Raw genomic sequence first — 15413 nt, forward strand, 5'->3', positions numbered from 1 at the left:
GGCACGACTTCCGCAGTCGGTCGAGGAAACGCGTGACCTGCATAGGCACCCGGGCCAGTGCCATCGAGTAGGCCCTGGAGATCCGACCGACGGTCGTCAGCGGCCGCGCCAGACCGGGGCCCGCTTCTCGACGAACGCGCGCATGCTCTCCCCCACATCCTCCGAGGACAGGGCCGCGGCGGCGACCTGACCTTGGCGGGTGAAGGCCTCGGCGGTGGACCAATCCGGGCATTGGTCGATGATCTGCTTGCTCGCGTCGATGCTCAACGGGGCGTTCACGGCGACGCGTTCGGCCAGTTCGAGGGCGACGGTGAGCTCTTGGCCCGGGGCGGCCACCTGGTTGATCAGGCCGAGGGCGGCGGCGCGGGCGGCGGTGATCGGGTCACCGGTCAGGGCCAGTTCCAGGGCGATGGCGCGGGGCAGTCGCTGCGACAAGCGCAGCACGCCGCCGCCGACGGCGACCAGGCCGCGTTTGACCCCGGGGATACCGAAGGTCGAATCCTCCGCGGCCACAATGAGATCCGCGGCCAGCGCCAGCTCGCACCCACCGGCCAGCGCCGGACCCTCCACGGCGGTGATCAGTGGTTTGCGGGGTGGTTGGGTGACGATACCGAGAATGCCGCGCTTCTCGGTGATCGGCACCTCGCCGCGCGCGGCCGCCTTGAGATCCATTCCGGCACTGAAATATCCGCCCGCCCCGGTGAGAACCGCGATGCGCGCGTTCGGATCCGCCTCATAGGAGTCGGTCGCCCGCTCCAGGCCCCGCGCCGTCGCCAGGTCCACGGCATTGCGCGCATGCGGCCGATTGATCGTGATGATCATGATGTGGCCGCGCCGCTCCACGAGCACGGGCGCCGGTGGCGGCGCAGGCAATTCCACCCGTTCGGTGCCCACCACTCGAATCTCGCCACCGGACACCGTCACCGGCAATCCCAGCAGGTCGCTGCCCGCAGGCAGCACGATCGCGTCGGCGCCGCTGCCCGCTTGGGGGACTTCCGAATCGGCCACAGCGATATCGCGATCAGCGGCGGCGGGCGGCGCGCTCGTGTCCAGACGGGCCGCGGTCACGTCGGCATGTTCGTCGGCTCGGGTCTCGGGGCGCTCCGGTGACCAGGGCGGTGGTGTCGGTGAGGTCGACGGCGCTGTCGCGTTGTCGGCGATCGGCGCTGTCAGAGCGGGTGGGGCGAGGGTGGTGAGGAGGTCGGAGTTGGTGGTGCGCAGCAGAACTCGGTCGCCCTTCGGGGTGAGCAGGCTCAGGATGGCGGATTCGGGGTGACCGTCGCGGCCGTAGGGCAGGGTGTAGGCCTCGACGACGGCGGGGCCGTCGTAGGTGGTGTGGGCGCGCCGGGCGGGTGGATGGTCGATGACGGGGGTCAGGTGGCGGTAGGGGGTGGTGGGGGGTGTAGCGGAATAGAGCGCGAGGGCGTGTTTGGTGGGGTACCAGCCCAGGGAGGTGGCCAGGCCGAAGGATCGCGGGTCGGCGCGCAAGGTGTCGACGAGAGTGGCGATGGCGTGGCCGCCGTAGTTGTTGCCGGGGCCACCGGCGAAGGTGAGGCCGCCGGTGACCGACAGCGGGCGTTTGGGGTCGTCGGCGGGCAGGCCCAGTTCGCGGGCCGCGATCTGGACGGCGACCGGGAAGCAGGCGTAGAGGTCGACATGGGTGATGTCGTCGATACCGAGACCGGCGTGATCGAGGACGGCGGCGCCAAGGGCGCGGATGGCCGGGGAGGCGGCTAACTCGGCGCGTTCGGAGACGAACCAGTCGTCGGCGCCGGAGGCGCCCGCGTGAATGAACACCCATTTGTCCTGGGCGATACCGGCGGCTTCCGCGGCGGCGGCGCTGCACAGGATCAGGCCGCTGGCCATATCGACTTGCAGGTTGGCGCATTCGAGTTTGGTGTAGGGCGCGGAGATCATGCGATTGGCGTCGGTGACGGCGGCGATCTGCTCGGCGCTGAACTCCTGCGGCTGCCAGGCCCGCGGATTCGAGGCGGCCACCGCCGACAGGCGCGACCACAGCTCGGCGACCGCGCGGTCGTGCTCGGCCGAATCACGGTGCAGGCGACAACGATTAGCCGATTCCAGCAGCGCGTACATATTGATCGGCGCCTGTAGTCCGGCGGCGGCCTCGGCGGGATTGTTGGCCGGTTTGTCGATGCCGACGGTGCGGGTCGGGCGGACCCGCGCATCCTGTACGGGCCACTCCACGTCGAGACCGGCGCGTTGGGCGATGGCCTGGGTGGCGCCCGCTTCGGCCCCGGTGATCAGCACCATGTCGTAGTCGCCCGCGGCGATGGCGGCCGCGGCCTCGTTGACCACCAGTTGACCGCCGTCGCCGCCGAAGGGGCTGCTCTGCACCGTGTCCACCGCGCCCGCGCCGAGCGTCTCGGCCACGAGCGCACCGAGATCCCGGTACTTCCAGGAGGTGGGCGCCACCGCGAACACGGCATCGGCGCCGCTCAGCAGCCCGTCACCGGCGCCCGTATCGGCGGCCGCGGCCCGCAAGGCCCGCACCGCCCCAACCAACCCCGCCGCCCACCCGCAGAGACCGACATCCGCGGGCCACAACCCGAACACCCAGCGAACCGGGGTCGAATCGGCCCGCGAGCGACCCCGCCCAGCGACCCCGCAGGCGTCCGGCCCGCGGACCGCGCCGTTGCTGCCGCCTCCCACAGCACGGTGCACACCCTTTCCGCCTGGTACACACCGGTTTCCCGCGTCGACGAGGGGTGTGAACCAGCGGAACAGCGTGTGCACCCCCCGTGTTCGGGCAACAGCCTCGTCCACGCCGATCGGACTCGGTACGGTGAGGTGCATGGGCGGGAAGGCGACGGCCGCTGGCCACCGGGCCCGTCGAGGGCACGACGATGACGCTGCTGTCGGTGCACGGGCGGCGGGCTGACTGGGTGCGCAATATCGAAGCCGAGCCGCGGGTGCGGCTGCGCCGGGGACTGCGCTGGTACAACGGCGTCGCGACGGTGGTCGACGCGACCGAGGAAGAGCTGCACCGGTTCAACGCCTACGCCCGCACTACTCCGCGTGTCTTCGGCATGGACGGCGAACCTCTCGCGCTCGTCCGCCGAGCAGGTACTGGTGCGGGGAAATTGTCCGGAATGGACTGCGCCAGTACCTGCTCGGCGGATGAGGTTAGAGGGGGATGCCGAGGAGGGCGTCGGCGGCGTCGCGGATGAGGGTGGGGGCGGTGGTGTCGGGGCCGCCGTAGGTGAGGGCCTGGTGGGACCAGTTGTCCAGGGCGGCGAGGGCTTTGGGGGTGTCGAGGTCGTCGGCCAGGTGCTGGCGGAGGCGGGCGACCGTGTCTTCTGCGGCGGGGCCGGAGGGGAGGGCGGCGGCGGTGCGCCAGCGGTCGAGGCGGGTCAGGGCCTCGGTGAGGACGGTGTCGGACCATTCGCGGTCCTGGCGGTAGTGGCCTGCGAACAGGCCCAGGCGGATGGCGGCCGGGTCGGTGCCGGAGCGGCGCAGTTTCGAGACGAAGACCAGGTTGCCGCGCGATTTCGACATTTTCTCGCCGTGCAGGCCGATGAGACCGGCGTGCACGTAGTGGCGGGCGAAGCGGCGGCCCTTCACGAGGGCTTCGGCGTGCGCGGAGGAGTATTCGTGGTGCGGGTAGATGAGGTCGCTGCCGCCGCCCTGGACGTCGAATTCGGTGCCGATGCGGTTCAAGGCGATGGCGGCGCATTCGATGTGCCAGCCGGGGCGGCCCGCGCCGAAGGGGGCGGGCCAGGACGGTTCGCCGGGGCGTTCGGCGCGCCAGAGCAGGGCGTCGATGGGGTCACGTTTGCCGGGGCGGTCCGGGTCGCCGCCGCGTTCGGCGAACAGCCGCTCCATGGTGGCGCGGTCGTAGCCGGATTCGTAGCCGAACTGTTCGGTGGCGTCGTGACGGAAGTAGATGTCGGGATACTGCGGGTCGTCGACGATGTAGGCCGCGCCCGAGGCGAGCAGTTTGTCGACCAGTTCGACGACTTCGTTCACCGATTCGATGGCGCCGATGTAGTCGCGCGGCGGAATCACGCGCAGCGCTTCCATGTCCTCGCGGAACAGGTCGATCTCGCGGGTGCCGAGCGCGCGCCAGTCGATGCCGTCGCGCCGAGCGCGTTCGAACAGCGGATCGTCGACGTCGGTGACGTTCTGCACGTAGTTCACCTCGTGCCCGGCGTCGCGCAGGACGCGGCCCACCAGGTCGAAGGTGAGGTAGGTGGCGGCGTGGCCGAGGTGGGTGGCGTCGTACGGGGTGATGCCGCAGACGTACATGGTGGCGGTGGGCCCGGGGGTGACCGGACGGACCTGCTTGTCGGCGGTGTCGAACAACCGCAACGCCGGTCCGGATCCGGGGACGGTCGGGACAGCGGTATCGGACCAGGACTGCATGAATCGAGGTTAACGGTCAGTGCGGCGTGGACCCCGCGCACCCCCGCGCCGACGTGGCCGGGAGCACTCCGTGACGGCGGGTTCGACCTGCACCTTAGTGGCACGCGCGGATCCGTCAATGGTTGAAATCATGATGCATGCAACGTTCCGCGCGGGCGGGTAGGGGGTCAGAACGCGGGCCATGGAGTCGGTCGCGAGGAGTCGGGCAGCGGCATGACCGGGTCGTCGAGCAGGGCGCGCCCGCGCGCTTCCAGGGCCGCGATCTCGGCGTCGGTGATCAGCTCGGCCAGCCGGTCGCCCAGCTCGCCGGGAATGGCCTTGACCAAAACCGTGATGTCGGTGAGCAATTCGTCGGCGACGGGTTCGCCCGCCCACCCCCACAGCACGGTGCGCAGTTTCGGTTCGGCGTGCAGGCAGATGCCTTGATCGACGCCGTACACGCGCCCGTCGGTCCCGCGCAGCGCGTGCCCGCCCTTGCGGTCGGCATTGTTGATCAGCACATCCAGGACCGCCATGCGCTGCAAGGCCGCATCGTCTGCATGAATCAGCGACACCCGATGCCCGGACCCGTCCAGGGCGCGCAGCACCTCCAGATAGCCGGGCGGAATCTCGCCGAGCGGGCACAAATCCACCAGTTCGGGCACGTCGTCATCCTCGGCGATGTCGATCCAGCGTTGCACCATGCCCGGCCCGTACGGGCCGTCGCGCAGGATGGTCCGCGGGATCACGCCCCACCCCAGCGCCTCCGACACCAGATACGAGCCCACCTCGCGCCCGGCCAGGGTGCCGTCGGGGAAATCCCACAGCGGCCGTTCCCCGCGCACCGGTTTGTACACCACCCGCAACCCTCGGCCTCGCACACCAGGGTGGCGTTGGAGGCGGTGGTGATCTGCCCGAGCACCGTCAGCTCGGCGGTGGCCAGGGGGTCGGTCACGGTCAGTCCTCGACCTCGGGCGCGGGGAAGATATCGCCGCGCTTGTAGCCGTTGGTGCGCACGCACATGTGCCCGGCCGGGGACAGCGGTTCCCCGCACAGCGGGCACGGCGGACGCCCGGCCGCGATCACCCGCGCCGAGCGCAGCGCGAATTCGCGCGCCTGCACCGGGGTCAGGAACACCCGCACCGCGTCGGGGCCCTCCTCGGTGTCGTCGAGCACCACCGATTCGTCCACCTCGGTCTCGGTGATGGCCAGTAACTCCACCACCACCGCCCCCGCGTCGGCATCCCAGCCCAAACCCATGGTGCCGACCCGGAATTCGGCGTCGATCGGGGTGACGAGGGGATCGACGTCGGCGACGTCGGCGGGTTGCGGTGGGACGGGCGTGCCGAAACGGCGCGCCACCTCGTCCAGCAGCAGACCCATCCGATCGGCCAGCACCTTCACCTGCTGCTTTTCCAGCAGCACGCTGACCACGCGCGGTTCCTGCACGGCTTGCAGGTAGAAAGCGCGGTCGCCCGGCTCGCCGACGGTGCCGGCGATGAAACGATTGGGGGTGCGGAAGATATGGATTGCTCGGCCCATGGCACCTCCTGACAGCTGTTTCACTTAAGAATCGGGGCGTTCCGCAACCCTATTATCCGTACTTCCGGTGATACCCGTTTCACCGCCGGGAACGGGCGCCGCTCTGGACTCGCCGCCGGACCGTGGCGAAATCGCCGCCAGCGACGACAGATCCGCGCCGGTGTCGTTGACCCGCCACACATACGGTGCGGTCGGGGTGTAGCGCACCACCGACAGCGAGGCGGGCTCGACCACGATGCGCTGGAAGCCGTCGAGGTGGATGCCGAAGGCGTCGGCCAGCACCGACTTGATCACGTCGCCGTGCGTGCACGCCACCCACAGCACATCGCCGCCGTGTTTGTCGTCGAGAGGGGCGACGGTGCGCTGGCAACGCAGCAGCGGTGAGCACACGATGTGCTCGATGGGCAGCGAGGACAGCCGGTCGGCCACCGTCTGGGCTTGTTCGCGGCCGCGTTCGGTCAGCTCGACGCCCGCGCTGCGGCCGGCCAGGGTGCGGGCAGTGTTCGACGTGGACACGCCGTGCCGCAACAGGATCACCGTCACCGTGTCGGCCTAGACGTTAGGTCGCCGAGACGACGCCGGTCGCCAGCAGGCCCATGACGATCAGGCCCAGTGCGATGCGGTAGCCGACGAACCAGTTCAGCGAATGGTCGGTGACGAAGCGCAGCAGCCACGCCACCGACGCATAGCCCGCGGCGAAGGCGACGATGGTGGCCACCAGCAGCTGCAATCCGGACGCATTGAGGCCCGCACCAGCGGGTTCGAAGGCATCGGGCAGGGAGAACAGGCCCGAGGCGACCACGGCGGGAATGGCCAGCAGGAACGAGAATCGCACGGCCGCTTCACGAGTCAGGCCGCAGAACAGACCGGCCGTGGACGTCGCGCCGGAACGCGACACGCCCGGGATGAGGGCCAGGCATTGCGCGAAGCCCATGATGAGCCCGTCGCGGGTGGTCAGCTGCTCGATGGGGCGGCGCTTGCTGCCGTAGTACTCACCGGCGGCGATCACCAGCCCGAACACGATGAGCATGGTGGAGATGAGCCACAGATTGCGGGCGCCGGTGCGGATCTCGTCCTTGAACAGGAAGCCCAGCACACCGATCGGAATGGTGGCGATGATCACGTACCAGCCGATGCGGTAGTCCAGTTCGCGCTGCGCCTCGGGATCGAGGCCGTAGCCCGCGCCCTCGGTGTAGACCGGCAGCACCTGGGTGGGCTGATCGTGCAGCGGCACCGTCTGGCGTCGGCCCGCGGTGGCGCGCAAGTACAGGGTGGTGAACCAGGCCACCACGATGCGCCAGATGTCCTTGGCGAAATACACCAGCACGGCGGCCTCGGTGCCCAGCTGGGTGACCGCGGTGAACGAGGCGCCCGCATCGTCGCCGAAGAACACCGCCGAGACGATCCGCAAATGCGCCGACGACGAAATCGGCAGAAACTCCGTCAAGCCCTGCACCAGACCCAGCACCAGTGCCTGCACCCACGTCATCGACTCGCCCACACACCCTCCAGATCGTCAATCATCTTCCACCGCTGGAGGATTCGCCTCGCTCCACACGGCCCACCGCGCCGGATCGCACACCGCCGACACCGCAGCGACCCTACAGGGCTGCCCGCGCGGGCGAACAGCCGAACGGGCCATCGCGCACCGCCGTTGGCCCAGTCGTGACCGTGGCGGCCCAGCCTCGTGACGGCAGTCGGCCCGACCCGCACAGGCCCAGCCGCACATCCCCAGCCGCACAGCCCGACCAACACAGCCCGACCCGCTCAGCCCGAGCCGTACGGCACGGCACGGCACGGCACGGCACGGACGAGGGTGCCGTCGTCGGGCGGGCCACGGCCATGCGGCGATATCGCCCCTTCGCCGGGTGGCCTGTTCGCGCCCCGCGAGTGTCCGCGCGAGGCATACCCGGGGTAATGCGACGAGTGGGCCTAGGCTGACGCGTGTGACGAAAGTGCAAGCGCGGTGATGGAACAACGCACGGTGGGACGCAGCGGCCTGCGAGTCTCGCGACTCGGCCTGGCCACCCACACGTGGGGCAGGGAAACCGACGCCGACGACGCCGGTGCGCAACTCGAGGCGTTCGTGGAGGCGGGCGGCACCCTGGTCGACACCTCCCCCGCCTACGGTGACGGCGCCGCCCAGCACATCCTCGGCGAACTGGTGCGCGAAATCGGGCGCGAGGAACTGGTTTTGAGCGGCTGCGCCGGGCAGACGCCCGTACTCACCGATCCCGCGGCCGGGCCCGCGCCGCAACCGCTGCGCTGGCAGATCGACGCCTCCCGGCGCACCATGATGCGCCAGCTCGACACCACCCTGAACGTGCTAGGCACCGACTACCTGGATGTGTGGACCGTCGCGGCCTGGGATCCGCACACCCCCCTCGAAGAGATCGCCGCGACCCTCGAATACGCGGTGCGCAGCGGGCGGGTCCGCTACGCCGGAGCGCGCGGCTACGACGGCTGGCAGTTGGCCACCCTCGCCGGGGCCGCGCCACTGACCGCCGCGCAGACCCCCTACTCGCTGCTGGCGCGCGACATCGAGCACGAATTCATGCCCGCCGCACAGCATCACGGCATCGGCGTCATCGCCACCGCGCCCCTCGCGGGGGGCATTCTCACCGGCAAATACCGCGACGGCGTGCCCGCGGATTCGCGCGGGGCCGACGAGGCCACCGCCGCCGAGATCACCGCGCGTCTCGACGAGCGCGCCGTGCGCGTGGTCGACGCGGTCGTCACCGCCGCCGACGGGCTGGGCACCAGCCCGCTGGGCGTGGCCCTGGCCTGGATCCGGGATCAGCCCGGGGTGGCGAGCATGCTGGTGGGCGCCCGCGATATCGGTCAGCTCACCGGGATTCTGGCCGCCGAACCCCTGGAACTGCCGCGCGCGATCGCCGCGGCACTCGGTGACGTGAGCGCGCGCACCGAATGAGCCAGGCTAGCCTTGCCTGCATGAGGAGTTTCGTGAGTGCTCGATCAGCCGTCGTTCGTACCCTGCTCGTGCTGCTCACCGGAACCCTCGTCGCGAGCGCGACCGCCTGCGGCAACGGAACCGAGACCGCGACCGGTGGGCAGGGTCCCGCCACCGCCACCGTCGGAGACCTGAATCCGGTGCCGATCGAGCCCGCGCCGACACCGGTGCTGCCGGTGACGGTGCGCTCCTTCGACGGCGGCGACGTGACTGTCACCGATGTCGGCCGCATCATCGCCGCCGACCGCTACGGCACCCTCACCCAGACCGTCGTCGCCCTCGGCCTCGGCAAGAACCTGGTCGGCCGCTCCACCTCCGCGGCGTTCCCCGCGGTGAAGGATCTGCCCAACATCACTGCCGGTTCCGGCACGCTGAACGTGGAAGCCATTGCGGCACTGAGCCCGTCGGTCTTCCTCACCGACACCACCAGCGCCACCCCCGTCATGCGCGACCAGTTGCGCGCCCTGGGCATCACCGTCGTCTATTTTGATCCGCAGCGCACCATGGCCGGTGTCGGCCCGCAGATCGAAGCCGTCGCCGCCGCCCTCGGCGTCCCCGCCGCGGGCAAACAGCTCGCCCAGCGCACCACCGACGAAATCGCCGCCGCCACGGCCTCAGTGCCCCCGCACGACAAGCCCCTGCGCATCGCCTTCCTCTACCTGCGCTCCACCGCCATCACCATGATCGCGGGCCCCGGCTCCGGCGCCGACTCCCTCATCACCGCCCTCGGCGGCGAAGACGCGGGCACCGCCTCCGGCGTCACCGAACCGTTCATCCCGATCACCAGCGAAGCCCTCATCGCCGCCGCCCCCGACGTCATCCTCGTCATGTCCGACGGCCTGACCTCCGTCGGCGGCGTGGACGGCCTCGCCAAGATCCCCGGCATAGCCCAAACCCCCGCCGGAAAGAACAAACGCGTCGTCGACATGTCCGACGCCGTCCTGCTCTCCTTCGGCCCCAATACCGGCCGCGTCGTCGCCGCCCTCGTCCAAGCCGTCTACGGCACCAAGACGGCATGACCGACCCGACCCCCGACGACGCGACCATCTCCGACCCCGGCCCGCACACCCCGCTGGATTCCCCTACCGCAAACCCTGATTCGCCGCCCCGACAGGAGGCGACGGGATCACCGCTCGCCGAAGATGCGATGGCCGTGCACCCCGAAGCGAATACCGCCACCGCTGGCCACACCTTGTATCCGAACTCATCGGCCCAGCCGAGCCCCGCCATGGCGCCGGTCGGCACCGATGCGGCGCGACCGGGGACCGGCGGTCAGGATGCCGCAGTGGGTGCCGGGGTGCACAGCGCCTCCGATGCCGTGGTCGCGCCCGGGCCCGGCCGCGTTGCCGAGCCCTCCGATACTCCTGCGGCACAGGCACATACCGCCGCGGTGGCGCCGCAGCGCGCGAATACCTCCGGCGAAGGGCACGAATCCGATTACCGAGCGGGAGCACTCAACTCGCCTACGACCCGCGCAGCCGACGCCGCGGATTCGGCTCTCACTCCGCCGCCACTCGTCGGCCGCACCGAGCTGTCGCGGCCAGGGAGCGCGGGGGCAGTCGATGCCGGGGCACGCGCGGGCGGGCAGCAACCGGCGGACCCGCCGGGCGTGACCGGCAACGCCGGGCGCGGCGGCGGGGGCTCGCGGCGGTGGTCACGGACGGCACTCATTTTCGCGGCCGGGATTGCGGCGTTGATCGTGCTGGCGTTGATTTCGGCGGCGGTGGGACAGGTGCCGACGACGCCGGTGGAGGTGGCGGGGAGCTTCTTTCATCGGATCGGGCTCGATTGGGGGCCGATGCCCGCACATCCGGCCGGGGATGTGACGTTGTGGGAGGTGCGGTTTCCGCGGGTCGTGATGGCGATCCTCGTGGGGGCGGCCTTGGCTACAGCGGGTGCATTGTTGCAGGGGGTGTTCGCCAATCCCCTCGCTGAGCCCGGCGTGATCGGGGTGGGCGCGGCGGTGCTGATGGCGGCGAAGCTGGATCTGCTGGCACTCGGGGAGTCCGCGGCGCGGCATCTGGGGGTGGATGTGGAGCGGTTGCGGCGCAATGTGATCGTCGTGGTGGCGGTGCTGGCCACGGCGGGGGTGGCGTTCACCGGGATCATTCTGTTCGTGGGGTTGATCGTGCCGCATCTGGTGCGCATGCTCGTCGGGCCCGCGCACCGGGTGTTGATTCCTTTGAGCGCGATTCTGGGTGCGGTGGTGTTGCTGGCGGCCGATATCGGGGCGCTGGCGCTGGTGCACAATGCGGATCTGCCCCTCGGCATGCTGACCTCGCTGGTCGGCGGGCCGTTCTTCTTCTGGCTGCTGCGGCGCACCCGCGCCCGATCGGGAGGGTGGGCGTGAGCACCGTATTGCGTGGCATCTCCGGGGTTTTCACCCGCCGCCACGACCTCCCCCAGACCCCCGAATCCGGTGCGGTCACGCTGCGGGCGCGCGGGGTGACCCTCGAACGCAATGGCGGCAGGCGGGTGCTCGAGGACATCGACTTCGACGTGGTCGCCGGACAGATCGTCGCCCTCGTCGGACCCAATGGCGCGGGCAAGTCCACCCTGCTCGCGGCCCTCGCGGGCGAACTCGAACCAGGCACCGGCAGCGTCGAACTCGACGGCAGGCCACTCACCCACTGGGTGCCGGTCGACATGGCGCGCCGCCGCGCCGTGCTGCCCCAGAACCACACCGTCGGCTTCCCCTTCACCGCACGCGAAGTCGTCGCCATGGGGCGCGCGCCCTGGGCGCGCACCGCACGCCAGGAAGACGACCGGCAGATCGCCGCCGCATTGCACGCCACCGACGTCGAACACCTTGCCGGACGGCAGTTCCCGGCCCTGTCCGGCGGCGAACGCGCCCGCGTCGCGCTCGCGCGCGTCCTCGCCCAGGACACCGCCACCCTGCTGCTCGACGAACCGACCGCCGCCCTCGATCTCGGCCACCAGGAACAGGTCCTGCGCCTGGCCCGCGCCCGCGCCACCGCGGGGGACGCCGTGGTGGTCGTCGTGCACGACCTCGGCGTCGCCGCCGCCTACGCCGACCGCGTCGCCGTCCTCGATGCCGGGCGCATCGCCGCCGACGGGCCGCCGCGCGACGTCCTCACCGGGGCCTTGCTCTCGCGGGTCTACCAGCATCCGGTCGACGTGTTCGACCACCCGGTCACCGGCGCCCAGCTGGTCCTGCCGGTCCGCGGCCGACTCGACCGGCACTAGCGCGACGTCACCGACCGGTCGTGTCCTGATACAGGTCGTCGAGGTGCTGCCACATCGACGCCACCGCCGGTTCGCCGGGCAGCAACGACTCCAAGGACCCACGGAACTGCGGGTATTCGCGCCGATACATCTCCCACAGCCCCGGATTGTCGGCGGCCGCAGCCTCCATATTGGCGATCCGGTCGGCCAGCTTCAGCACCACCGCCCGCGGATAGGCGCGAATCTTGGTGTACGCGTCCTGGTTTCGAGCCGGTCGATCGGGCCCGATCCCGGTGACCGCCCACACCAGCCGCGCGACCACCTCCCCGAATTCGGCACGAATGTCCTCGATGCCGACCTCGGTGTCCTCGACCACATCGTGCAGCCACGCCGCCACCGCGACCTCACCGTCGAATCCGTACGCGGCCAGTTGCGCGCGCACCGCCGCCAAATGATGGGTGTACGGGTGGGCCCCGTACCGCTGTTCGGGGTGCGCGCGGGCAGCGAGTTGCTGCGCCACACGTTCGAGATCATCCAGTGCCATAACGATTGTGCCCCCTCCGACTCGACCGGCGTCGGCGGCGAACCGACAGCCCTCACCGACATCATCGGCGACCACGCCACCATCCGCCAGCACCGTCGAATAGCCGGGCACTCGCCCACCGGTCTGCGGTAGCCTGCGCCGAGCCGGTGGTCAGCGCCACACCAGCTTGAGCGCCGCGGGCGTCAGCAGCATGCGAATCACGGTGGCGTCCAGCAACAGTGCCGCGATCATGCCGTAGGCGATGTACTTCATCAGCACCAGGTCCGAGAAGCCGAACGCGCCCGTCACCACGATCAGGATCGCGGCCGCCGAGGTGATGACGCCGCCGGTGTGGGCAATGCCGTAGCGGATGGCTTCGGCCGGGGGTGCGCCGTCGGCGCGGGCCTCGGCCATGCGCGATTGCAGGAACACCTCGTAGTCGGTGGACAGGCCGAACAGCACCGTCACGATGAGCACGAGCACGGCGAACATCAGTGGGCCAGGGGTGAAGTCGAACAATTCCGCGCCGTGGCCCTCGACGAAGATCCAGGTGAGGATGCCCAGGGTCGAGCCGAGGCTGAGGGCGCTCATGGCGACCGCCTTCACCACCAGCACCAGGGAGCGGAAGGCGGCGTACATCAAGGCCAGCGCCGCCGCGATCAGGATCGCCGCCAGCAGCGGCAGGCCCTCGATGAGCCCGTAGATGCTGTCACGTTCCAGCGCGGGCACCCCGGCGACCATCACCTGCACCCCGGGCGGGTCCTGAATGCCGCTGCCCAGCACGGTGATGCCGTCCTTGGTCGGCGCGATCGGATCCAACGGCCCGGTCATGTACTGCCGCGCCACCGCATTGGCCTCGAAGCGGATATCTGAGAGCTGCTGCGGGCTCGCGTCGACCACCACCAGTTTCAGCGGTTCGGTGCGGAAGGTCGGGAACAGCCGGTCGAAGTCCTGCTGCGCCACTCGCGCCGGATTGTCCGCCGACAGATACCGTTCGCTCAACCCCCCGAACTCGATATTGCGGAACGGCAGGATCAGCACCAGCAGCCCCAGCACCACCGGCACGATCACCAGCCACGGTTTGCGCATGGCGAAAAGCGCCAGCCGCGAGAAGAATCCGGCATCGATCTGCTCGGCGGTGCGAATGCTGGCGAACCGATGCCAGCCCAGGAAATCGATGCGCCGCCCCACGATCGACAACACCGCGGGCAGCACCGCCGCCAGCAGCACCGAGGAGATACCGCCCAGCGGCACCGAGCGCAGCACCCCGTTCGGGTAGATGAACAACGCCCCCAGGCTCACCGCGATGATGCCCGCCGAGAACAGCACCGTACGCCCGGCGGTGGCGACGGTGCGGGCGGTGGCCTCCTCCACGCTGCGCCCCGCCGCCAGCTCCTCCCGGAAGCGGGTCACCGCGAACAGTCCGTAGTCGATGGCCAGCCCCAGGCTCACCAGGGTCACCACCGCCGAGGCGAACACGTTCACCTGCAGGTGGTCGGTGAGCATCTGCATGATGCCCTGGCTGCCCAGGATGGTCATGCCGCCGATGAGCACCGGTAGCAGCGCCCCCACGACGCCACCGAACACGAAGTACAGCAGGATCGCCACGATCGGCAGCGCGATCAGCTCCGCGCGATGGATATCGCGCTGCATGCCGGTATTGATGCCCTCCACCACCGGCTGCAAGCCCGCCAGCTGCACCGTGGTGCCGCCGGGCCCCGAACCCGCTGTCCCAGCGTGGAATTCGTTCTTGATCGCCATGTAGTTGTCGACCGTGTCGGTGCCGCCGCCGCCCTGCAGGCCGATACTGGCGAAGGCGTGGGTGCGATCGGGGGTGGCGAAGGCGCCCATCATGGGGCCGTCCCAGTACGAGTCGATCTTGAAGATCTGCTCGGAGTGCGTGGTGCGCAACCGGTTCAACTCCGCGGCCACCGCCGTGCGGATCGGCTCGTCGTCGAGGGTGTGCCCGGGCGGGGCGGTGTAGAGGACGATCAGATCACTGTCGGTATCGCGCCCGAAGGTGGAATCGGTGAGTTTCGAGGCAGCCACCGATTCGCTGGATTCGTCGAACCAGCCCTCCTGGGTCAGGTGATCGCCCAGATCCCGCCCGTAGAACCCCGAGGCCAGCACGGCCAGCGCGAACACCGCGCACACCAGGTACCGGTTGCGGTGGATGAAACGCCCCCACCGCAGGGATCCGGTCTCCAGCATCAGCCGCAGGCCGGGGTGGAGTAATCGGCCGAGCGCAGAATGCCGCACAGATCGGTGCGCGAGATCTTCCAGCGCCCGTCGGAGTACACGAAATGCACCACGGTGGTGCGCACATTGGTGCCGGTGCCGTCCTTGTCCAGGCTCAGCGTCGCGGTCAGCGTGCCGTCGTGATTGTCGAAAACCGGGTCACTGACGCCGTAGACGGCCGTCGGATTCTCCTCGAGAGCCTTGTACATGTCCGGAATGGCGTCCTTGAACGCCTCCCCGTCCTCGATGAGCGCGGTGCGCTCGGCATCGGGCAGCGCCGGATCGAGCGCGGACTTGATCTGCGCGTCCAGTTCGGCCGCGGTCGGGATGGGCGCGCACACCGCGCTGCTGGCCGCGGCGGCGGCCGAGGACGAGCTCAGCGCGGCATAGGCCGAGGATCGGGCGGCGGCCACCGAGGCGTCATCGTCATTGCCTCCGCCGCAGCCGGTCACGGCGGCGGTGAGCGCGGCGAGAATCACTATTGCGGCGGCCGGTCGTCGAAAAGCCATCAAGGTCCTCGGATGCTCGAACTGCGGTTGGATGCCGTTAGTTTGTCATGCGCACGGCGCGAGGCTGATTCGCACGTCA

At 70.0% G+C, this 15413-nt stretch carries 13 protein-coding genes and 2 pseudogenes; 5 read left to right on the forward strand and 10 right to left on the reverse strand.

Annotated features, from left to right (window positions below):
* Window positions 1-96 precede the first annotated feature (96 nt).
* Window positions 97-903 carry a crotonase/enoyl-CoA hydratase family protein gene (locus tag NC4_RS42605; protein WP_439957505.1) on the reverse strand — a complete coding sequence of 269 codons (807 nt, stop codon included), beginning with the start codon at window positions 901-903 and terminating at the stop codon, window positions 97-99.
* A gap of 294 nt (window positions 904-1197) precedes the next feature.
* Window positions 1198-2817 (reverse strand): annotated as a pseudogene (locus NC4_RS44610) (TLP1 C-terminal extension domain-containing protein); the annotation flags it as partial.
* Between the two features lie 20 nt (window positions 2818-2837).
* Between NC4_RS44610 and NC4_RS38985 the strand changes: the two are divergent.
* Entirely contained in the window at window positions 2838-3191 is a 354-nt protein-coding gene (locus tag NC4_RS38985; protein WP_281186290.1) for a nitroreductase/quinone reductase family protein, read from the forward strand.
* On the opposite strand, the gene mshC is transcribed toward NC4_RS38985, so the two are convergent.
* From mshC to NC4_RS14100, 5 genes and pseudogenes are all read right to left on the reverse strand, one after another.
* On the reverse strand, window positions 3148-4386 hold the full coding sequence (mshC, locus tag NC4_RS14080; RefSeq protein ID WP_067537451.1) for a cysteine--1-D-myo-inosityl 2-amino-2-deoxy-alpha-D-glucopyranoside ligase: 1239 nt from the start codon (window positions 4384-4386) through the stop codon (window positions 3148-3150). The genes NC4_RS38985 and mshC overlap by 44 nt on opposite strands.
* A 167-nt stretch (window positions 4387-4553) precedes the next feature.
* Window positions 4554-5326: pseudogene (locus NC4_RS14085) on the reverse strand (SCO1664 family protein).
* Window positions 5323-5907: a DUF3090 domain-containing protein gene (locus tag NC4_RS14090; RefSeq protein ID WP_067537454.1), complete on the reverse strand. Its 585-nt coding sequence runs from the start codon at window positions 5905-5907 to the stop codon at window positions 5323-5325. The pseudogene NC4_RS14085 and the gene NC4_RS14090 overlap by 4 nt, the downstream one beginning before the upstream one ends.
* Before the next feature lie 24 nt (window positions 5908-5931).
* Entirely contained in the window at window positions 5932-6450 is a 519-nt protein-coding gene (locus NC4_RS14095; RefSeq protein WP_067537457.1) for a histidine phosphatase family protein, read from the reverse strand.
* 16 nt (window positions 6451-6466) lie between these two features.
* Window positions 6467-7408 (reverse strand): undecaprenyl-diphosphate phosphatase, encoded by a 942-nt coding sequence (locus tag NC4_RS14100; RefSeq protein WP_174566851.1) that lies wholly within the window; start codon window positions 7406-7408, stop codon window positions 6467-6469.
* A gap of 468 nt (window positions 7409-7876) precedes the next feature.
* Between NC4_RS14100 and NC4_RS14105 the strand changes: the two genes are divergently transcribed.
* The 4 genes from NC4_RS14105 to NC4_RS14120 all read left to right on the forward strand — a co-directional run bounded on the left by NC4_RS14105 (window position 7877) and on the right by NC4_RS14120 (window position 12085).
* The gene (locus NC4_RS14105; protein WP_067537460.1) at window positions 7877-8839 is read left to right on the forward strand and encodes an aldo/keto reductase; all 963 of its coding nucleotides are present in this window, start codon (window positions 7877-7879) and stop codon (window positions 8837-8839) included.
* A gap of 20 nt (window positions 8840-8859) precedes the next feature.
* On the forward strand, window positions 8860-9897 hold the full coding sequence (locus tag NC4_RS14110; RefSeq protein ID WP_067537462.1) for a heme/hemin ABC transporter substrate-binding protein: 1038 nt from the start codon (window positions 8860-8862) through the stop codon (window positions 9895-9897).
* Window positions 9898-10487: 590 nt separating this feature from the next.
* A complete protein-coding gene (locus NC4_RS14115; protein ID WP_067538073.1) occupies window positions 10488-11228 on the forward strand; it encodes a FecCD family ABC transporter permease in 741 nt (246 codons plus the stop codon).
* The gene (locus NC4_RS14120) at window positions 11225-12085 is read left to right on the forward strand and encodes a heme ABC transporter ATP-binding protein (RefSeq protein WP_067538076.1); all 861 of its coding nucleotides are present in this window, start codon (window positions 11225-11227) and stop codon (window positions 12083-12085) included. The genes NC4_RS14115 and NC4_RS14120 overlap by 4 nt, the downstream gene beginning before the upstream one ends.
* 7 nt (window positions 12086-12092) lie before the next feature.
* On the opposite strand, the gene NC4_RS14125 is transcribed toward NC4_RS14120, so the two are convergent.
* The 3 genes from NC4_RS14125 to NC4_RS14135 all read right to left on the reverse strand — a co-directional run bounded on the left by NC4_RS14125 (window position 12093) and on the right by NC4_RS14135 (window position 15334).
* Complete coding sequence (locus NC4_RS14125) at window positions 12093-12608, reverse strand: HD domain-containing protein (RefSeq protein ID WP_067538079.1); 516 nt, start codon at window positions 12606-12608, stop codon at window positions 12093-12095.
* A 150-nt stretch (window positions 12609-12758) separates the two neighbouring features.
* Window positions 12759-14798, reverse strand: a complete 2040-nt coding sequence (locus NC4_RS14130) for an MMPL family transporter (protein ID WP_067537465.1) — start codon at window positions 14796-14798, stop codon at window positions 12759-12761.
* A complete protein-coding gene (locus tag NC4_RS14135; RefSeq protein WP_067537468.1) occupies window positions 14798-15334 on the reverse strand; it encodes a WKL family lipoprotein in 537 nt (178 codons plus the stop codon). The genes NC4_RS14130 and NC4_RS14135 overlap by 1 nt, the downstream gene beginning before the upstream one ends.
* Between the last annotated feature and the right edge of the window lie 79 nt (window positions 15335-15413).

Source organism: Nocardia crassostreae, assembly GCF_001613405.1.
Classification (GTDB): domain Bacteria; phylum Actinomycetota; class Actinomycetes; order Mycobacteriales; family Mycobacteriaceae; genus Nocardia; species Nocardia crassostreae.